Origin of the sequence: Streptomyces sp. NPDC005931, assembly GCF_042871235.1 — a bacterium.
Lineage (GTDB): Bacteria > Actinomycetota > Actinomycetes > Streptomycetales > Streptomycetaceae > Streptomyces.
On record NZ_JBIAIG010000002.1, the window covers coordinates 662,722 to 680,554 of the forward strand.

Below are 17,833 nucleotides of genomic sequence, written 5' to 3' on the forward strand. Positions count from 1 at the left end.
GCCCGCGGGGCACCCACGGTCGGCACGGGGCCGCCGTATCCACGAGGAGGGCACGGCGGCCACGAAGTGCACGCGGCCACGCGGCCACGCACCGCACCCGGCCACGCACCGCACCCGGCCACGCACCGCACCCGGCCACGCACCGCATGTGGCCACGGCCGCGATCCGCATGCGGTCAGGCTTCCAGCGCTCCCAGCTGCCGCAGCAGCCCCAGATCGTCCAGGTTCCACCAGCTCTCGGCGACCTTGCCCCCCTCGAAACGGAAGGTGGCATGCCCGGTCCCGCTGAACTCGCGGTGGGTGGGCTCCATCCCCTGGTAGGGACCCGTGTGCCGACCCCGGTAACTGATCCGGCAGGTGACCAGGTCACCCTCGGCGATCATGCTCTCGACGGTGAGCCGGGGATTGAAGGCATCCATGACCTCGCCGTTCTCCTGCTTTGCCTGGGCAAGATCCAGGTCGTAGGAGGAGAGACCGGGGTCGTGCTCCCGGTAACCGTCGGTGCACAGCTCGTCGGCCAGGTCGAGGTTCTTGGTGTTGACGACCTCGTCGAAGAAGCGACGGACGACGATCTTGTTGAGCTGTTCGTCCCGTACGACATCGAGGTCCGTGAAGGTGGGCGTCTCCTCGCAGACGGCGACCAGTTCCTCGAAGACGCGGCTGGTCTCGGGGAGTTGGGAGTTCTTCATCGCCTCCTCATAGGACGGGAACTCCACGATCTCGACGACATGGGCCGAGTCCGAGCGGTCCCGCCCGACGATCGAATGCGTGGCGGTCCGCTTGCCCTGGGTCGCCTCGACCCAGGTGTCCATCAGCCGGTTGAGCTGTTCCGTATTGCTGGTCTTGCAGTCGATGAGCTGGACGAAGGTCATGAGCCCTCCCGTCGGACGAGCGACGTACATGGACAAACAGCGCACATGAACAAAAAGGGCCCTTCAATCCTAAGTCCGGCCCTCCCGCCCCGCCTCCCGCGCTGACCTCCCGTGCTGCCGTGGCCGTTCGGCTCGCCCTGCGGAAGGTAATGGTGCACGCCGGGGCGACACGGGGCACCTGCTCGTCGGCGGTGACACGGGCAGAAGGGAGGGCTGCCGGCTTCTCCTGAAGCTCAAACGTGTAGCGGGCGGTGATGAAGGATCCAGATCCCTGAAAACCGCGTAGTTCACCGAGCACCGTGCCGAATGCAACGCTTTGCAAGCGCCCAGGTTGGGCCCCGTGGCGCCCAAAACCGCCGACAAAGGGCTCGCATCTCCTTGGGGTTCTCTGCGAGGTCGTCTCTGATGCCAGGGTCCCTCAGCATTGTGAAGATCCTCCAGCCGGCCGGACGACGCGTCTTCACTGTCCGCTGTGCGCCGTCTCTTTGGATGCAACTGCATCCGGCGTATCTGGTGCCCCAGGGAAGGCGCCGATCCATAGGCGATGTGTCATGCTCGTACACTCAGGCGCCAACCACGCAGGGGGGCTGCATGGTTGGGCCGTGTGATCGCTGAACCATGGGGGCACCAGGTGATCCAATTCGTCGTGCCAGTCGCCATCTCCGTCGGCATGGCTCTCCTGAATCGTGGAAATTCGAGCGGAAATCGCTGGGAGCTTGCTGATAGGGCTGCCTACGGAAACGACCAGGAACTCGACTCGGTTGAGCGTGTTGGTGTGTACGCAAACAGCACCAACGCTGCCATTAGGTTTGAGAGGACGGTTTCGCGACAGTGGCAGCGCTCCGTGGCGTGGGACATCAAGGCGACGGTGCAGGCGGCAGCAAAGGCAAAAATTCCGGTCTCCGAGGCTGAGTTGACGGCCTCTCTTGAACTGCACCGCGGCACGGTGACCACGGAGCAGTACGCCTCGTCCCAGCGAATTGTCGTGGACATTCAGCCTGGCTCATGTGTTGAGATCCTCGTGAACTGGTATCGGCAGATCCAGACAGGCACGCTTTCCCTGATCAAACAGGCGGCCACCTCGTCCAACGCCCGGCCGGCTCACCTGACGGTGCCGTATCGGGAGGTTTCCGGGATGATCGCAGAGGTGCACGTCAGGGATGTTCCCAGGCTCCACTGACTGCACGGCGCAGGCGCCCGTTCACGATCACGTGAACGGGCCTGCCTGTGTCGGAGTGGCGGAATTGAAGCCACAACTTCCGCGCTGAGTCCCAGTCGACCACGCGCTCTCAAGGTTCAGCCGCGCTCTGCCCGCACACGGTTGAAGAAAAATCTCTCCTGGAAGCTGCGACCTGGGCCCACGCCTCCATCAGCAGCTCCACAGTCCTGGCGCGCGTCTCACTACGCTTGCTTGGGTACTGTCCCAAGAGGGCGTTTGCCTCACCAGTGGTGGTTGCTGGAAGCACCCCCTGCGTCCACAGGGGAAGGAACCGACCAACACGCTTTCCAACTGTGGGGTGTGGCCTTGGGCTGGGTGCAGGGGCGTTCAGCCGCGTTCATGGGCGGTCCGATCGTGGGGCGAGTCTGGCCGAACTGCTATCAGGCGTGGACAGTGGGTTCTTTCGATGCGGACACGGACAGGGGTCGCCGGTACGTAAGTTCTGCTACTTGCATTTTGGCGACTTACTGATCGACGATCGCATATCGTGGGAAAAAACCGTGTCGAATTGAACGCCAAAGGCGTATACGGGTGCTTTTCCCTTGCGGGAAGCGTCCCAGTTGACTGGGATGCTCTTCTTGAATGTTTCTGCCCCCTGAGAGTACCAGGCCTGACCTGATCGGTCTTCAAAGTAGGCCACTTGCCCTTTATGGGTAGCGATGAACTTTGTGCCCCACTGATCAAATTCAGGAATTGTGATCCTGGAGCATGCCGGCAGTAGGCGTTGCGCGAGCTCAGGAGGAAGTATTGTTGAGAAGGCTTGCGCTCGGAGTCATAAAAAGCGGCCGACAGGACGACATTGCTGATCGGGAAATCGTTCGGATTCTCCAGTGTCATACTGGCAGAAGGGCCGGGAATGAATTCCACTCTCTGTGCAAAGTCGGCTGCGGCGACCTCTTCATCCTTCGCCTCCTGCTCTTGCTGGTCTTGATAGGTGACGACAGCTACGTAGGATGTTGCTGCGGCGGTAAAGACAGTCATCAAGGCTGCCAGGCCTGTAAATAATGTACCCCATGCGGATAGCCCTGAATGGCGGCGCTCTGAATTGGGGCTGGCATTGTTTGTTACTCGATCCGCTTCTGAATCTTGTGCTGCGTTTTCATCATCTGACGTCGCGCATTCCCTTGCCATATAGCCCCCTCCGTAGACCGTGGTCCTACCCAGGAAGGCGCTGGCAGCAACCTCGGAGTGGGGCTGCAGACGCCGTTTCTTATAGCGTCATCGTTCGTTGAGCAGTACATGACCGATCTGGTGGAGCGGAGGTGCCGGACGAGTTGTGGGCGTTGTTCCGGCGGGTGGTCCCGCCGACAGAGGCATACGTCCGCAGGGCGGCGGGCGGCGGCGGACTGGTGACCGTGAATGCCTGGCGGCGATCGTTTTCGTGGGCCATCTCAAACTGCACCGGGCGGCAGCTGCCACCCGTGTTCGGGCCGACCTGGCCCACGGTCTACCGACGCTGCGCCCAGTGGAGCCGGGCCCGGGACGGCCGTCCAAGGCGCTCCCTTCGCCCGGGCTGAGGCAGTCCTCAAGGCCGCCGAGGGCACCTCGATGCACGCGTACATCGTCATCGCCCTCCTGACGGGTGCACGGACTGAGGAGCTGCGCGCTCACACCTGGGACCACGTCTTCCTCAAGGGGGCCCGGACGCCGATCCGCCGCAGCCCCCGCACATCGCCGTGTGGCGCTCGGTCCGGCGCGGCGGGGACACCAAGACCAGGACATCCCGGCGAGCGCTCGCCCTGCCGGCGCGCTGCGTCGAGGTCCTCTGGCAGCACTTCGAAGACCAGGGCTGGGACCGGCTCGCCGCTGACGACAAGTGGGAGGAACACGGACTCGTCTTCTCGTCGGCCGTCGGCAAGCCCCTTGACGCGACCAACGTCCGCCGCGCCTTCCGCCAGGCGCTCAAGGATGCCAAAGGGATCAACGCCGATGAGTGGACGCCTAGGAAGCTGCGGCACAGCTTCGTGTCCCTGCTCTCCGACCGTGGCGTCCCGCTGGAGGAGATCTCCCGGCTCGTCGGCCACTCCGGTACGGCCGTGACCGAGGAGGTCTGCCCGACCTGCCAAACGCACCTGACCGACGCCGCACCACCTGGTGCCCGGAGGGCTTCGAACTGCCAGATCTGCCGCAGCGCCGGCGCGCATGGAACCTCGTGCCGTCCGAGTTGCGGACCTTAGTCACGCAGATAGACACGCACACAAAACAGGTGAGGCGCCTACCAAAATTGGTAGGCGCCTCACCTGGTGTTTCTCTGTCGGGGTGGCGGGATTTGAACCCACGACCTCTTCGTCCCGAACGAAGCGCGCTGCCAAGCTGCGCTACACCCCGATCGTCGCTGCTGTCGCGGCGACGACGTTTACTTTAGCCCACTGGTGGCTGGAGACGAAATCCGGTTTCGCGGCGGCGACGGACGGGGTTGGGACGCGCGTGGTCCAGGGCCACCAGGAGGACCGCCAGGGCGTAGAGGGCGAGGCCGAGGAGGAGCGCGTTGCCCAGGACGCCGCGGTAGCCGTGCTGGTCGACGTCCAGGAAGGGGTAGAGGTAGCGGGCCGGGGTGCCCGGCAGCAACTCCCCCCGGGCCAGGACGAAGATCAGGTAGACCAGGGGGTAGAGCAGCCAGGGCGCGGTCTGACGGAGGCGCATGCGGCCGGGTGGGGAAAGCAGGAGCCAATCGAGCAGGGCCGCGAGCGGGACGACCGTGTGGATCACGAGGTCGGCGGCCGACGTCGGCCAGGGGGCGGGGTGGGTGGCGTCGGCCGTCGGCGCATAGGCGGGTGCCGCGTCCGCCAGGAGTGTGTGGTGGACCAGGAAGGCGAGCAGGGTGTACAGCAACGCCGCGCCGGCCAGGGAGCCCGGCAGGGGGTGACGGGCCGACCACGCCCGGCGGGCCGACATCAGTAGGACCAGGGCCAGGAAGAGCGTGCTCTGGACCGCGAAGTCGCTCAGGACGCGGGCGGGGCTGCCGCGCAGCAGGGTGATCGTCACCGCGGTCAGGGCCGCCACGGCGGTCAGCATGCGGTACGCCGCGGCCAGAGGGCGACGCACGCGGGGGACCACGGCCGTCGCGGGGACCGGGGAGGGCAGCAGTGAGGAGGCCGTGCCCGGAAGGGCGGGGAGGTCCGGGAGGTCCCTGGGTATCGGGGCGGTCATGTCCCCAGCGTGGGGGCGTGCCCGGTTCAGGGCGATGTGAGTGGGCTGTTCGGGTTACCGGGCCCGGGGTCGTGGGGTACGTCGCCGGTCGCTTGGGTGCCCTCCGGCTTGCCCGTGCCCGTGCCCGTACCCCTCCCACCTTCCACCTTGCCCCGCCTTGCCCTGGCTCGAGTGCCCCCGCCGGGCCGGCCTTCTGTTACTGCCGCCCCACCAACGTCAGCAGCGTCGCCTCCGGGGGACACGCGAAGCGGACCGGGGTGTACCTGTTGGTGCCGCAGCCCGCCGAGACGTGGAGGTACGCCGTCCGCTCGTGCGACGTGTGGGTGGACAGGCCCTTCACCCGGTCCGTGTCCAGGTCGCAGTTGGTGACCAGGGCGCCGTAGAAGGGGATGCACAGCTGGCCGCCATGCGTGTGACCGGCCAGGATCAGGGGGTAGCCGTCGGCCGTGAACGCGTCCAGGACGCGCAGGTACGGCGCGTGGACCACGCCCATCGAGAAGTCCGCGGCGTCGGACGGGCCGCCCGCGACCTGGTCGTAGCGGTCGCGCTTGATGTGGGGGTCGTCCAGGCCGGTCAGCTCGATCGAGGCACCGTCGATCTTGAGGGTGCCCCGCGTGTTGGTGAGGTTCAGCCAGCCCGCCGCGTCGAAGCCGTCCCGCAGGTCCTCCCAGGGGTTGTGGATCGCGCCGACGGCCGGGGCGTTGCCGTTGAGGCCGTGGCGGCCCTGGGCCTTCTCGATCAGGTAGCGGGCGGGGTTGCGGAGCTTGGGGCCGTAGTAGTCGTTGGACCCGAAGACGTACGCGCCCGGGAACTCCATCAGCGGTCCCAGGGCGTCCAGGACCTCCGGTACGCCCTCGGGGTCGGACAGGTTGTCGCCCGTGTTGATGACGAAGTCGGGGCGCAGGCCGGCCAGCGAGCGGAGCCAGCGCTGCTTCTTGCGCTGGCCGCCGACCAGGTGGATGTCGGAGACCTGGAGCACGCGCAGGGGGCGCATCCCTGAGGGCAGAACGGGGACCGTCACCCGCCGGAGGCGGAAGGAGCGGGCCTCGAAGCCCGCCGCGTACACCAGTCCGGCGGTGCCGACCGCCGCAATTCCCAAGGGGATTCCGTATAGCGTGCGCATACGCCCATCGTGTCAGACCGCGCAGGTGTGCCATGCCCGGCGGCGGTCGTCCTCACGGGCCCGTCCCCTCCAAGGCGATACGCCCCCGGCGTCGCCCGTCGCCCGTCATCCATCGCCCGCCCGTCGCCCGTCGCCCGCCCATTGCCCGCCCGTCGCCGGTCCTGCCGGGCGTCCGGACGGTGGCCGCCTTCGTGTCTCACCGTCACGCGCCGGCGCTCCCGTGAGCGCGGCACCGTAAATCGACGGCGCCCTTCCCTTCGTACCTGCGACAATCAAGCCATGACCATGCTCAAGTCGAAGCTGCAGGAAGACCTCAACGCCGCGATCAAGGAGCGCGACGAGCTCCGCTCCTCGACGCTCCGGCTGACGCTCGCCGCGATCACCAAGGAGGAGGTCGCGGGCAAGGAGAAGCGCGAGCTCTCCGACGACGAGGTCCTCAAGGTGATCACCCGCGAGGCGAAGAAGCGCCGGGAGGCCGCCGACGCCTTCGCGCAGGGCGGTCGCAGCGAGCAGGCCGAGCGGGAGAAGGCGGAGGGCGAGGTGCTCGCCACCTACCTGCCCCAGCAGCTGTCCGACGACGAGCTCCAGCGGATCGTCGCGCAGGCGGTCGAGGAGGCGCGGGCGGCCGGTGCAGAGGGGCCGCGTGCCATGGGCCAGGTCATGAAGATCGTGAATCCGAAGGTCGCGGGCCAGGCAGAGGGCGGCCGGGTCGCGGCGGCGGTGAAGAAGGCTCTCGCGGGCTAGCTGCACCGCCCCCCTTGCCGGGGTGCCGACGCGTCCGGGGCCATGCGCGGCGCCGGCCGCGGCGGCGCGCACGCCGCGGCCGGCGTCGTGATCACGGCCCGTACGCACAGTTCGGCCCCTGCTCCCGTACGACGACGGCACCATCGGCCGTACGGAAGCAGGGGCCGATCTCGTCGGCTGCCGGCGGCGTCTTCGCCGCCCATCAGACGCGCCTCAGCGCCCCATCGGTCCCGAGTCAATCGGAGCCAGCCGCGACTCAGCCGCGCCCTCCGTTGCCGTTCCCCCCGTTGCCCGGGCCCTGGAGGAATCCCTCCGGGATGGAGAAGCTCGGTTCCGGGAAGGCACCGTCGTCGCCGTTGCCCCCGTTGCCGCCGCCGATCAGGCCGCCGATGAAGCCGTCGTCGCCGTTCCCGTTGTCCCCGTCGCCGTCGCGGTCTCCCTTGTCCCGGTCGCGGTCCTTCTTGCCGGGGCCGTCCGGGATGTCGACGAGGTTGAAGGACTCGACCGGCCTGCCGGCGAGGGCGCCGGTCATGGCGTCCTTCCAGATGGGGCCCGGGACCGCGCCACCGAAGACCAGGTCGTGCCAGACACCGCCGATCGAGATGCTGGTCATCTTCACGTTCTGCTTGGCGCTGCCGACCCACACCGCGCCGGACAGGTTGGGCGTGTAGCCGACGAACCAGGCGTTCTTGCGCTCGTCGGTGGTACCGGTCTTACCGGCGCTCTCCCGGTCGGTGAGGCCGGCCTGCCGGCCGGTGCCGGAGTCGACCACGCCGCGCAGCAGCGTGTTGATGGTGTCGGCGGTCTTCTCGGACATCGCCCGCGAGCAGGTCGACTTCGGGACCTTCAGCGACTTCGGCCGCTCGCCGACCTTCTGGGTGATCGACTCGATCGCGACCGGGGTGCAGTACATGCCCCGGTTGGCGAAGGCCGCGTACGCGCTCGCCATCGTGAGCGGGGAGAGGCCGGTCGAGCCGAGCGTCATCGACGAGGGCACCTCGGGGATCTTGTCACCGTTGCCCTGGACCGCGCCCAGCCGGTCGGTCATCTTCACCACGGGGCACATGCCGATGTCGCCGATCATCTGCACGAAGTACGTGTTGACCGACTTGGCCATGGCCTCCCGGAGGTCGTAGGGCCCGACCTCCGACTCGTTCTCGTTCGTGAGCTTGTAGTCGCCGTCGTTGACCCAGGGCCTGCCGCTGCACGTCTGGACCGTCTTCGGGTAGGGCATCTCGTACGGGGCGGGATAGACCTGGTTCGCGGGCTTGCCCGCCTCGATCGCGGCGGCGGCCACGAACGGCTTGAAGGTCGAACCGGTCGGGAAGCCGAAGTTGGAACCGCCCATGTCCGCGTCGACCGAGTAGTTGTACTCGGTCTCGTTCTTGCCGTAGCCGTACGGCTTCGACTGGCCCATCGCGAGGATCTTGCCGGTGCCGGGCTCGACGAGGGTGGCCGCCGCGGCGACCTTGTCGGACTTGTAGACGTGGTTCTTGATCGAATCCTGCACGGACTCCTGGGCCTGCGGATCCAGCGTCGTACGGATGGTCAGCCCGCCCTGGTTCCAGATCTTGGCGCGGGCCTCCCTGGTCTTGCCGAAGACGGGATCGCTGAGGAACACCTGGCGCACATAGGCGCAGTAGAAGCTCGCGCCCTTGGTCGCCGTGATGCAGCCGTTCTTCGGCTGGCGGACCTTCAGCCCGAGCGGCTTGCGCTTCGCCGCGTCGGCCTGCTCCTGGGAGATGTCGCCGACCTCGGCCATGCGCTGGAGGACGACGTTGCGCCGCTTCGTGGCCTCCGCCTCGTCGTTCACCGGGTCGTAGCGGCTGGGCGACTGGACGATGCCGGCGAGCAGGGCGGACTCCTGGAGGTTCAGCTCCTTGGCGGACTTGGAGAAGTAGCGCCGGGCGGCGGCCTCCACGCCGTAGGCCTGCTGGCCGAAGAACGTGATGTTCAGGTAGTTCTCGAGGATCTTCTTCTTGCCCAGCTCCTCCTCGACCTGGATCGCGTACTTCAGCTCACGGATCTTGCGGCCGATGGTCTGCTGGGTGGCCTGCGCGACCTTCGTCGGGTCGTCGCCGGCCTCCTCGACGAAGACGTTCTTGACGTACTGCTGCGTCAGCGTGGACGCGCCCTCGGCGACCCCGCCGCTCTGCGCGTTCCGGTTGAGTGCGCGCAGCACGCCCTTGAGGTCGACCGCGCCGTGCTGGTAGAAGCGCGAGTCCTCGATCGCGACGATCGCCTTCTGCATGTGGGGCGAGATGTGCTTGAGGTCGACCACCGTGCGGTCGCGCGAGTAGACGGTTGCGATCTGGCCGCCGTTCGCGTCGAGGATGGTGGTGCGCTGGCTCAGTGGCGGCGTCTTCAGATTGGCCGGGAGCTCGTCGAAGCTCTCGACCGATCCCTTGGCGGCCAGCCCCAGCGCGCCCACGGCGGGCAGCGCGATGCCGGCCAGGACGGCTCCCGCGAGGACACTGACACCGAGGAACTTGGCGGCCTGCTGCGTTGGCGACAGACCACCGGCCGAGCGCTTCTTTGGCATGAGAGCAGCCTACGTTCTCATTCGCCGGACACGCGTATATGCCTTGGCCTAAGCTGCTCTCAACTGTCACAGCAGTGAGGCCACGTATCAATACGTCCGGCGACCCCGAATCGTTCCGGATCTTCTCGACTTTCTTCGTCGGGGTGTGTTGGGCGCGTGTCCACATTCGCCTTGTGTGTCGCTCAGTGTCCCTTGTGACGCCATGGAACTGACCCCATATGCCGGGATTGTCCCACATGTCGCCAGCTCACTCCCCCGGGTGATCTGCCACTAACCCATAGTCCGTTCGGACCATTCAAGATTGGGCCCGCTGGGGGTGTTGCGCCGTGCCCACCTTCCGTAACGTCCTCAACTGGCGGCGGTGAATATGCCGCTGCCGCCGTGGGGGAGCCTCGATTCGGGAGAGGACGGCGCCGGTATGGGCTGGGTTACCGACTGGAGTGCGCAGGCTGCCTGCCGCACTACCGATCCGGATGAACTGTTCGTTCAAGGAGCAGCGCAGAACAGGGCCAAGGCGGTGTGCACCGGGTGCCCGGTACGCACCGAGTGCCTGGCGGACGCGCTCGACAACCGCGTCGAGTTCGGCGTGTGGGGAGGCATGACGGAACGTGAGCGCCGCGCACTGCTGCGCCGGCGACCCACCGTGACCTCCTGGCGCCGGCTGCTGGAGACCGCGCGCACGGAGTACGAGCGGGGGGCGGGTGTCGTGCCCCTCAACGACGACGAGGTCTACGAGAACTACGCGGCGGTGAGCTGAGGACCCTCGGGGGGTCCTCGGTCCCACCCGGTTTGTTCTTCGGGGCGTGAGTGCCTTCGGCATGGACGCGTGCGCCTGCGTCGTGCGCGGGCCCGCAGGGCCGCAGCCGCGGGGTCTGCTGCGCGTCCGCGGGGTGCTTGGGTACTGCCTCGGTAGGTGCTGTCCGGTGCGGTGCGGTGCGGTGTTGTGCCTGCTGCGGTGCCCGGTGCGGTGACGTCTGGTGCGGTGCTGTGTCCGGGTGGCGCGTCGGCCGGTCGACGTGGGCTTCGGTCGGCGTACCGGCTGCGGTCGTCCGCCGTTTTCCGCGGCCCCGGTCGCCGCTTCCGTGACCTCGTTTCGCCGTTTCGGTGACGTCGTTCGTCGACCCTGTGACGCCGTCCACTTTCACGACGTCGTTCGTCGATCCTGTGATGCCGTCCGCCGTTCACGACGTCGTTCGTCGACCTGACACAGTCCCGGTGCCGACAGGTCGCTCGGCGACTGCCCGCTCGCTCGGGCTCTGCCGTCGGTGTCTTCCTGCCGACCTCCTCGGCACCGGTCGTGACGCCGGCCCCGAGCCCACGGGGCACGCACCGCCGCCTACGCCGCCAACACCGCCTACGCCGCACGCACCGCCTACGCCGTCACTCGCCCGTCTCGGGCAGCTCCAGCCGGTTGTTGGCGAGGCGGTCGCCGATGTCGCGCAGGCCCGCCAGGTCGTGCACGTCACCCGGCAGCGCGGCCACCTCGGTCACCGCGACCTCGGGGTGGAGCGCGGTGAAGCGGTCGCGCGTGCGCTGCTCGCGCGCGAGCAGCTGCATACGTTCGGCGTGCAGCCTCAGCAGTCCCGCGGTGAGCCGGTCGACGGCCGTTTCCGCGTCGTCGCCGGTGACGTCGCCGGTGTCGTCCGCGGTGGCGGGGGAGCCTCCGCCGGGAGCCTCACCGGCTGGTGTTCCGGAAGTGGGAGAGCCTGAACTGTCGTACGAGTCGGGAGAGTTACGAACTCCAGCTTTCCCGTCCTCCTGATCCACAATGCGGGGCTCCTCAAGATTTTCCGCGGCGGCGAGCGCCCGCTCGGCCGACAGCCGATCGGCGCCGCTGCCGTGCACCCGGTTGAGGACCAGACCGGCGAGCGGCATGTCCTCGGCGGCCAGCCGCTCCACGAAGTACGCCGCCTCGCGCAGCGCGTCCCGCTCCGGGGCCGCGACCACCAGGAACGCCGTCCCGGGCGCCTGGAGCAGCTTGTACGTGGCGTCCGCGCGCGTACGGAAGCCGCCGAACAGGGAGTCCATCGCCGCGACGAACGTCTGAACGTCCTGGAGCAGCTGGCCCCCGAGCAGCTTGCCCAGGGCGCCGGTCATCATCGACATGCCGACGTTCAGGAACTTCATCCCCGCCCGCCCGCCGACCTTCGCCGGGGCGAGCAGTACGCGGATCAGTTTGCCGTCCAGGAACGAGCCGAGCCGTTTGGGCGCGTCCAGGAAGTCCAGCGCCGAGCGTGAGGGCGGGGTGTCCACGATGATGAGGTCCCACTCGTCCCGGGCCCGCAGCTGACCCAGCTTCTCCATCGCCATGTACTCCTGCGTGCCCGCGAAGCCCGCCGAGAGCGACTGGTAGAAGGGGTTGCCCAGGATCGCGGCGGCCCGATCGGGGTCCGCGTGCGCCTCGACGATCTCGTCGAAGGTGCGCTTCATGTCGAGCATCATCGCGTGCAGCTCGCCACCCGCGGAGTCGTCGATGCCCTTCACCCGGCGCGGGGTGTTGTCGAGCGAGTCGATGCCCATGGACTGGGCGAGCCGGCGGGCCGGGTCGATGGTGAGGACCACGACCTTGCGTCCCCGCTCCGCCGCGCGCAGGCCCAGAGCGGCCGCGGTGGTCGTCTTGCCGACGCCGCCCGAGCCGCAGCACACCACGATCCGGGTGGCCGGGTCCTCGATCAGCGGGTCGACGTCGAGCAGGCGCGAGGGGGAGAGGTGGTGGCGGGCCGGATCGTGCGCGTGCGTCGGTTCCGGACGACGACTCATGACATCCCCTGCTTCCGAAGCTTCCGACGCGTGACAGGCCCGAGGGGGCCGCTGGAGCCACTGCAGTCACTGCAGCCAGTGGGGCCGACGGGGGCGCGGCGGCAGGGACTCACGGGGCGGCCGGGACCGCCCCTGTCCGGCCCGACGTGGCCGTCGTTGACCAGGTGCCCGGTCGCACGGCCCGTGACACGTGCCGACGGGGCGCCCGCCGACGTGACGCTTCCCGCACCCGCCTCATGTCCTGCCCCGCCGCGTCCTGCCGCGCCGTGTTCCGCCATGCCATGTCCGGTGAGGACACGACCCGCCCCGCCACGTCCGGTCATGAGACGTCCTGCTCACGCAGTTCGTTGGCCAGTTCGTACAGACCTGCCAGGTCCATGCCGTCCACCAGGAGCGGCAGTTCGTGCAGCGGCAGCCCCAGCTCGGTGAGCACGGCGCGCTGTTCGGCCTCCAGCGCGTACCGCTCCGCGTACTCCTCCGCCTGCGCGAGCAACGGGTCCACCAGCCGCTCCGCGTGCCCACCGCGCCGCGCCCCACCGAGCCCGGCGGAGGACAGTGCCCGTGCGATGGAGGAACGCGGCACGGCGCCCACGAGTTCCAGCTCGGTCTCGTCCAGCACCCCGGGCCGGACCATGTTCACGATGACCCGGCCCACGGGCAGCCGCGCAGCCCGCAGCTCGGCGATGCCGTCCGCGGTCTCCTGGACGGGCATCTCCTCGAGCAGCGTCACCAGGTGCACCGCCGTCTGCGGGGACTTCAGCACCCGCATCACGGCCTGCGCCTGATTGTGTATCGGGCCGATCTTGGCGAGACCGGCGACCTCGTCGTTGACGTTGAGGAAGCGGGTGATGCGCCCGGTGGGCGGGGCGTCCATCACGACGTAGTCGTAGGTGAACCGCCCGCTCTTGTCCTTGCGTCGCACGGCCTCGCACGCCTTGCCGGTCAGCAGGACGTCGCGTAGTCCCGGCGCGATGGTGGTGGCGAAGTCGATCGCGCCGAGCTTCTTCAGGGCCCGTCCGGCGCCCCCCAGCTTGTAGAACATCTGGAGGTAGTCCAGAAGGGCCTGTTCGGGATCGATGGCGAGGGCGTACACCTCGCCGCCTCCCGGCGCTACGGCGATCTTCCGCTCCTCGTACGGCAGCGCCTCCGTTTCGAAGAGCTGTGCGATTCCCTGGCGGCCCTCGACCTCGACGAGGAGCGTCCGCTTCCCCTCCGTGGCCAGGGCCAGCGCTAGGGCCGCGGCCACCGTGGTCTTGCCGGTTCCGCCCTTGCCACTGACGACCTGGAGCCTGCTCACGCCTTCGAGCCTAATTCCTCCCCGCGTGCCCCGGCGGCTCCGGGGGACGGTTACGGGGATTCGCGTTCCCCGGAGGAGGGCCGCCCCGGGGCGAACACTGGGTCCGGTCGGCCCTCGGACCCGGCAGGGACACGGGCTAGAGTCGGCCACATGACCAAGTGGGAATACGCAACCGTGCCGCTGCTCGTCCACGCCACGAAGCAGATTCTGGACACCTGGGGCGAGGACGGCTGGGAGCTCGTCCAGGTCGTGCCCGGGCCGAACAACCCCGAGCAGTTGGTGGCCTACCTGAAGCGGGAGAAGCAGGCGTGAGCACCGTCGAGGCGAAGCTGGCCGAGCTGGGGCTGAGCCTGCCGGAGGTGGTACCGCCGCTGGCCGCGTACCAGCCGGCCGTGCAGTCGGGGCCGTACGTGTACACGGCGGGCCAGCTGCCGATGGTGGGGGGCAAGCTTCCGGTCACCGGCAAGGTCGGTGCGGAGGTCACGCCGGAGGAGGCCAAGGACCTGGCGCGGACCTGCGCGCTGAACGCGCTGGCCGCCGTCAAGTCCGTCGCCGGCGACCTGGACCGCATCGCGCGCGTGGTGAAGGTCGTCGGGTACGTGGCCTCCGCCGCGGACTTCACCGGCCAGCCGGCCGTCCTCAACGGCGCGAGCGAGCTGCTGGGCGAGGTCCTCGGCGACAGGGGCGTCCACGCCCGCAGCGCGGTGGGCGTCGCGGTGCTCCCGCTGGACGCCCCGGTGGAGATCGAACTCCAGGTGGAGCTCACGCAGGCGTAGTCCCTCGCGGGCGGAGGAACCGTCTTCTCCGCCCCCCGGACCATTTCTCCGCCCCCCGGACCATCCGTCCGGAGCGGTGGGCGGATGGTCCGGGCGGTCCCGACCCGGCCGACGTCGCGTGGGCGCGTGCCGCGCCGCGCGGCCCGCCGTCCCGGGAGGCGGCACGCGCGCTGCGCCTGCGGCAAGCGGCACGCGCGCGGGGCCTGCGGCAAGGGGTGACGTGCCGCGACGTCCCTGGCTGCGCGCCCCAGCGGCGCGACCGGCACCGGACGGGACGCGGACACGATCGTGGCTGCGGCGCGGCCGCACGAACGGGCGCGGCCGCATGGACGCGGTTCCCCCGCGGTGACCCACCGAGGTACGGCTGTTGCGGTGTTCGCGCGGATCACGCCGAGGCGGGTGCTTCAGTGCCGGTGCGGTGTCACGCCGGGCCGGGCCGCCTCCTTGTCCCGGGTTCTCTCACTGTCCGGGCGGGTGACGCGAGGCCGGGCTGTCCGGCGTCTCCTCGCGTGCCGGTGCCCCTACGATGCGACGCGACCGCCGGCCGTACCACCGTTCCCGCGTGGCCACGACGCCAGGCTGTTCGCATCCCCCGCGGGACCCCCGCACCCCCGTCCGGCCGCCTCTCCGCAGTCCCCGACCCCGCGCTCTCACCTCCCGCACCCTGCCCTTCCCCAGCCCGACGCCCCGCCCGGCGTTCCCCTGTCCGCCTCCCTGGCCACTCGAACATCCGCCCGCCACGGGATAGCCTCCGGCCATGGCGAATGCGCAGGCGAATGGGCAGTGGTACCCGCCGGAGTGGCCGGACCGTATCCGTGCGCTGGCGGACGGCAGGCTCACGCCGGCCGTGCCGAAGCGGGCGGCCACCGTCATGCTGCTCAAGGACACCGGCGACGGACCCGCCGTGCACATGCTGCGCCGCCGCGTCTCCATGGCCTTCGCCGGGGGCGCGTACGCCTACCCCGGTGGTGGTGTCGACCCGCGTGACGACGACCGGCACGTCCGCTGGGCGGGCCCCACGCGCGCGTGGTGGGCGCAGCGGCTCGGCGTGGACGAGACGGGCGCCCAGGCGATCGTCTGCGCGGCCGTGCGGGAGACGTACGAGGAGGCCGGTGTCCTGCTCGCCGGCCCGACCCCCGACTCCGTGGTCGGCGACACCACCGGCGAGGACTGGGAGGCGGACCGTGCCGCGCTCGTCGCGCGGCAGACGTCCTTCGCGGAGTTCCTGGACCGCCGCGGCCTCGTCCTGCGCTCCGACCTGCTCGGTGCCTGGACGCGGTGGATCACTCCCGAGTTCGAGCCCCGCCGCTACGACACCTGGTTCTTCGTCGCCGCCCTCCCCGAGGGCCAGCGCACCCGCAACGCCTCCACGGAGGCCGACCGCACCGTGTGGATCGCCCCGCGCGAGGCGGCCGCCGGGTACGACAGGGGCGAGCTGCTGATGATGCCGCCCACCATCGCGACGCTGCGCCAGCTGACGCCGTACGACACGGCCGCGGAGGCCCTCGCCGCCGCCCCCGGCCGTGATCTGACGCCCGTGCTGGCCACCGCCCGTCTGGAAGAGGGCGAGGTCGTCCTCTCCTGGCCCGGCCACGACGAGTTCACCAAGCACATCCCGACCGGTGGAGCCCCGGCATGACGGACGCAGCAGCCCTCCCCGGCCGGCCCCGCGGTGGCGTCCTCTCGGGACCCGCCACTCCACGGGCCGTCAACGTCCTGGCGCCCAACGCCTCCGCGATGACCCTGGACGGCACCAACACCTGGATCCTGTCGGAGCCGGACTCCGCGCTCGCGGTCGTCGTCGACCCCGGCCCGCTGGACGAGGGCCACCTGCGCCGCGTCGTCGACACCGCCGAGCAGGCCGGCAAGCGCGTCGCCCTCACCCTGCTGACACACGGTCACCCGGACCACGCCGAGGGCGCCGGCCGTTTCGCGGAGCTGACCGGAACCCACGTCAGGGCACTGGATCCGGCGCTGCGCCTGGGCGACGAGGGGCTGTCCGCCGGGGACGTCCTCACCGTCGGCGGCCTGGAGCTGAGGGTCGTGCCCACCCCCGGGCACACCGCCGACTCCCTGTCCTTCCACCTCCCGGCCGACCGCGCCGTCCTCACCGGGGACACCGTGCTCGGGCGCGGCACGACCGTCGTGGCCCATCCCGACGGCCGCCTCGGCGACTATCTGGACACCCTGCGCCGACTGCGCTCCCTCACGGTCGACGACGGCGTCCACACGGTCCTGCCCGGCCACGGGCCCGTGCTGGACGACGCCCAGGGCGCGGTCGAGTACTACCTCGCCCACCGCGCCCACCGCCTCGCCCAGGTGGAGACCGCCGTCGAGAACGGCCACCACACCCCCGCCGAGGTCGTCGCCCACGTCTACACCGATGTGGACCGCTCCCTGTGGCCCGCCGCGGAACTGTCGGTGCGGGCCCAGATGGAGTACCTCGAGGAGCACGGGATCATCTAGGGCGTACGCGCCCGCGTCGTCGCGCGTGGGTGCGCCCGGGACCCGGCGTCAGCGGGACCGCTTGGCCAGACGTTCGACGTCCAGCAGGATCACCGCGCGGGCCTCCAGGCGGAGCCAGCCGCGCTGGGCGAAGTCCGCCAGGGCCTTGTTGACCGTCTCGCGGGACGCGCCGACCAGCTGGGCCAGCTCCTCCTGCGTGAGGTCGTGGACCACGTGGATGCCCTCCTCCGACTGCACGCCGAAGCGGCGGGAGAGGTCCAGCAGGGCGCGGGCGACACGGCCCGGGACGTCCGAGAAGACCAGGTCGGACATGGCGTCGTTGGTCTTGCGCAGACGTCGGGCGACGGCCCGCAGGAGGGCCGAGGCCACCTCCGGCCGGGCGTTCAGCCAGGGCTGGAGGTCGCCGTGGCCGAGGCCCAGCAGCTTGACCTCGGTCAGTGCCGTGGCGGTGGCGGTGCGCGGACCCGGGTCGAAGAGCGACAGTTCGCCGATGAGTTCACCCGGGCCGACCACGGCGAGCATGTTCTCGCGGCCGTCGGGAGACGTGCGGTGGAGCTTGACCTTGCCCTCGGTGACCACATAGAGCCGGTCTCCGGGGTCCCCCTCGTGGAACAGGGAGTCGCCCCGTGCGAGAGTCACCTCACTCATGGAGGCGCGAAGCTCCGCGGCCTGCTCGTCATCGAGCGCCGCGAAAAGCGGGTTCCGCCGCAGAACGTCGTCCACGAGTTCTCTCCTTGTCGACCTGCTCAGGGGATGATGCTCCCCCACGTACCAGGGGACCGTGGTGCCCATTTTGCCGGACGGTCCAAACAGTGTGATCTGTCACAAGGATGCCGCACCGGCCTGTCGGGGTAAGCGGCAGGGGTCCAATTGGGCGCCGATCTT

Annotated in this window: 15 protein-coding genes, 1 tRNA gene and 2 pseudogenes; 9 read left to right on the forward strand and 9 right to left on the reverse strand. The window is 69.5% G+C overall.

Annotated features, from left to right (window positions below):
- Positions 1 to 175: 175 nt before the first annotated feature.
- Positions 176 to 871: an ester cyclase gene (locus ACFYOV_RS06990; RefSeq protein WP_389083729.1), complete on the reverse strand. Its 696-nt coding sequence runs from the start codon at positions 869 to 871 to the stop codon at positions 176 to 178.
- 604 nt (positions 872 to 1,475) lie between these two features.
- On the opposite strand from ACFYOV_RS06990, the gene ACFYOV_RS06995 reads away from it, so the two are divergent.
- Positions 1,476 to 2,051: a hypothetical protein gene (locus ACFYOV_RS06995; protein WP_389083731.1), complete on the forward strand. Its 576-nt coding sequence runs from the start codon at positions 1,476 to 1,478 to the stop codon at positions 2,049 to 2,051.
- 366 nt (positions 2,052 to 2,417) lie between these two features.
- Here ACFYOV_RS06995 and ACFYOV_RS07000 read toward each other — a convergent pair whose 3' ends face one another.
- The gene (locus ACFYOV_RS07000) at positions 2,418 to 3,221 is read right to left on the reverse strand and encodes a hypothetical protein (RefSeq protein WP_389083733.1); all 804 of its coding nucleotides are present in this window, start codon (positions 3,219 to 3,221) and stop codon (positions 2,418 to 2,420) included.
- 131 nt (positions 3,222 to 3,352) lie between these two features.
- Here ACFYOV_RS07000 and ACFYOV_RS07005 point away from each other — a divergent pair.
- Both ACFYOV_RS07005 and ACFYOV_RS07010 read left to right on the forward strand, forming a co-directional pair.
- Positions 3,353 to 3,571 (forward strand): annotated as a pseudogene (locus ACFYOV_RS07005) (transposase); the annotation flags it as partial.
- Positions 3,565 to 4,141 (forward strand): annotated as a pseudogene (locus ACFYOV_RS07010) (site-specific integrase); the annotation flags it as partial. The pseudogenes ACFYOV_RS07005 and ACFYOV_RS07010, both read left to right, overlap by 7 nt.
- A gap of 203 nt (positions 4,142 to 4,344) precedes the next feature.
- Here ACFYOV_RS07010 and ACFYOV_RS07015 read toward each other — a convergent pair.
- The 3 genes from ACFYOV_RS07015 to ACFYOV_RS07025 form a co-directional block, all read right to left on the reverse strand.
- Positions 4,345 to 4,418: transfer RNA gene (locus tag ACFYOV_RS07015), tRNA-Pro, on the reverse strand.
- Between the two features lie 33 nt (positions 4,419 to 4,451).
- Positions 4,452 to 5,240, reverse strand: a complete 789-nt coding sequence (locus tag ACFYOV_RS07020; RefSeq protein ID WP_389083736.1) for a Pr6Pr family membrane protein — start codon at positions 5,238 to 5,240, stop codon at positions 4,452 to 4,454.
- Between the two features lie 196 nt (positions 5,241 to 5,436).
- Positions 5,437 to 6,363, reverse strand: coding sequence for a metallophosphoesterase (locus tag ACFYOV_RS07025; protein ID WP_389083738.1), 927 nt, complete (start codon positions 6,361 to 6,363; stop codon positions 5,437 to 5,439).
- A 279-nt stretch (positions 6,364 to 6,642) separates the two neighbouring features.
- On the opposite strand from ACFYOV_RS07025, the gene ACFYOV_RS07030 reads away from it, so the two are divergent.
- The gene (locus ACFYOV_RS07030) at positions 6,643 to 7,107 is read left to right on the forward strand and encodes a GatB/YqeY domain-containing protein (protein ID WP_389083741.1); all 465 of its coding nucleotides are present in this window, start codon (positions 6,643 to 6,645) and stop codon (positions 7,105 to 7,107) included.
- Positions 7,108 to 7,363: 256 nt separating this feature from the next.
- Here the strand turns inward: ACFYOV_RS07030 and ACFYOV_RS07035 are convergent, their stop codons facing one another.
- Entirely contained in the window at positions 7,364 to 9,649 is a 2,286-nt protein-coding gene (locus ACFYOV_RS07035) for a transglycosylase domain-containing protein (protein WP_389083743.1), read from the reverse strand.
- 418 nt (positions 9,650 to 10,067) lie between these two features.
- Between ACFYOV_RS07035 and wblA the strand changes: the two genes are divergently transcribed.
- Positions 10,068 to 10,406 carry a transcriptional regulator WblA gene (gene wblA, locus ACFYOV_RS07040; protein ID WP_389083745.1) on the forward strand — a complete coding sequence of 113 codons (339 nt, stop codon included), beginning with the start codon at positions 10,068 to 10,070 and terminating at the stop codon, positions 10,404 to 10,406.
- Between the two features lie 623 nt (positions 10,407 to 11,029).
- Here the strand turns inward: wblA and ACFYOV_RS07045 are convergent.
- Together ACFYOV_RS07045 and ACFYOV_RS07050 are read right to left on the reverse strand one after the other, a co-directional pair.
- The gene (locus tag ACFYOV_RS07045; protein WP_389083747.1) at positions 11,030 to 12,409 is read right to left on the reverse strand and encodes an ArsA family ATPase; all 1,380 of its coding nucleotides are present in this window, start codon (positions 12,407 to 12,409) and stop codon (positions 11,030 to 11,032) included.
- Positions 12,410 to 12,728: 319 nt separating this feature from the next.
- Positions 12,729 to 13,706: an ArsA family ATPase gene (locus tag ACFYOV_RS07050; protein WP_389083749.1), complete on the reverse strand. Its 978-nt coding sequence runs from the start codon at positions 13,704 to 13,706 to the stop codon at positions 12,729 to 12,731.
- Between the two features lie 150 nt (positions 13,707 to 13,856).
- On the opposite strand from ACFYOV_RS07050, the gene ACFYOV_RS07055 reads away from it, so the two are divergent.
- The 4 genes from ACFYOV_RS07055 to ACFYOV_RS07070 all read left to right on the forward strand — a co-directional run bounded on the left by ACFYOV_RS07055 (position 13,857) and on the right by ACFYOV_RS07070 (position 16,948).
- The gene (locus tag ACFYOV_RS07055; RefSeq protein ID WP_003975360.1) at positions 13,857 to 14,018 is read left to right on the forward strand and encodes a DUF4177 domain-containing protein; all 162 of its coding nucleotides are present in this window, start codon (positions 13,857 to 13,859) and stop codon (positions 14,016 to 14,018) included.
- Positions 14,015 to 14,482: a RidA family protein gene (locus ACFYOV_RS07060; RefSeq protein WP_389083752.1), complete on the forward strand. Its 468-nt coding sequence runs from the start codon at positions 14,015 to 14,017 to the stop codon at positions 14,480 to 14,482. The genes ACFYOV_RS07055 and ACFYOV_RS07060 overlap by 4 nt, the downstream gene beginning before the upstream one ends.
- A gap of 757 nt (positions 14,483 to 15,239) precedes the next feature.
- Positions 15,240 to 16,121 carry an NUDIX hydrolase gene (locus tag ACFYOV_RS07065; protein WP_389083754.1) on the forward strand — a complete coding sequence of 294 codons (882 nt, stop codon included), beginning with the start codon at positions 15,240 to 15,242 and terminating at the stop codon, positions 16,119 to 16,121.
- Positions 16,118 to 16,948, forward strand: coding sequence for an MBL fold metallo-hydrolase (locus ACFYOV_RS07070; protein ID WP_389083756.1), 831 nt, complete (start codon positions 16,118 to 16,120; stop codon positions 16,946 to 16,948). The genes ACFYOV_RS07065 and ACFYOV_RS07070 overlap by 4 nt, the downstream gene beginning before the upstream one ends.
- Before the next feature lie 48 nt (positions 16,949 to 16,996).
- Here ACFYOV_RS07070 and ACFYOV_RS07075 read toward each other — a convergent pair whose 3' ends face one another.
- Positions 16,997 to 17,671 carry a Crp/Fnr family transcriptional regulator gene (locus ACFYOV_RS07075; protein ID WP_031115987.1) on the reverse strand — a complete coding sequence of 225 codons (675 nt, stop codon included), beginning with the start codon at positions 17,669 to 17,671 and terminating at the stop codon, positions 16,997 to 16,999.
- Positions 17,672 to 17,833: the final 162 nt, after the last annotated feature.

Excerpts from the sequence above, each read along its gene's own strand:
- ACFYOV_RS06990 (WP_389083729.1), bottom strand. The coding sequence starts at position 871 with ATGACCTTCGTCCAGCTCATCGACTGCAAGACCAGCAATACGGAACAG.
- ACFYOV_RS07000 (WP_389083733.1), bottom strand. The coding sequence starts at position 3,221 with ATGGCAAGGGAATGCGCGACGTCAGATGATGAAAACGCAGCACAAGAT.
- ACFYOV_RS07020 (WP_389083736.1), bottom strand. The coding sequence starts at position 5,240 with ATGACCGCCCCGATACCCAGGGACCTCCCGGACCTCCCCGCCCTTCCG.
- ACFYOV_RS07025 (WP_389083738.1), bottom strand. The coding sequence starts at position 6,363 with ATGCGCACGCTATACGGAATCCCCTTGGGAATTGCGGCGGTCGGCACC.
- ACFYOV_RS07030 (WP_389083741.1), top strand. The coding sequence starts at position 6,643 with ATGACCATGCTCAAGTCGAAGCTGCAGGAAGACCTCAACGCCGCGATC.
- ACFYOV_RS07035 (WP_389083743.1), bottom strand. The coding sequence starts at position 9,649 with ATGCCAAAGAAGCGCTCGGCCGGTGGTCTGTCGCCAACGCAGCAGGCC.
- wblA (WP_389083745.1), top strand. The coding sequence starts at position 10,068 with ATGGGCTGGGTTACCGACTGGAGTGCGCAGGCTGCCTGCCGCACTACC.
- ACFYOV_RS07045 (WP_389083747.1), bottom strand. The coding sequence starts at position 12,409 with ATGAGTCGTCGTCCGGAACCGACGCACGCGCACGATCCGGCCCGCCAC.
- ACFYOV_RS07055 (WP_003975360.1), top strand. The coding sequence starts at position 13,857 with ATGACCAAGTGGGAATACGCAACCGTGCCGCTGCTCGTCCACGCCACG.
- ACFYOV_RS07065 (WP_389083754.1), top strand. The coding sequence starts at position 15,240 with ATGGCGAATGCGCAGGCGAATGGGCAGTGGTACCCGCCGGAGTGGCCG.
- ACFYOV_RS07070 (WP_389083756.1), top strand. The coding sequence starts at position 16,118 with ATGACGGACGCAGCAGCCCTCCCCGGCCGGCCCCGCGGTGGCGTCCTC.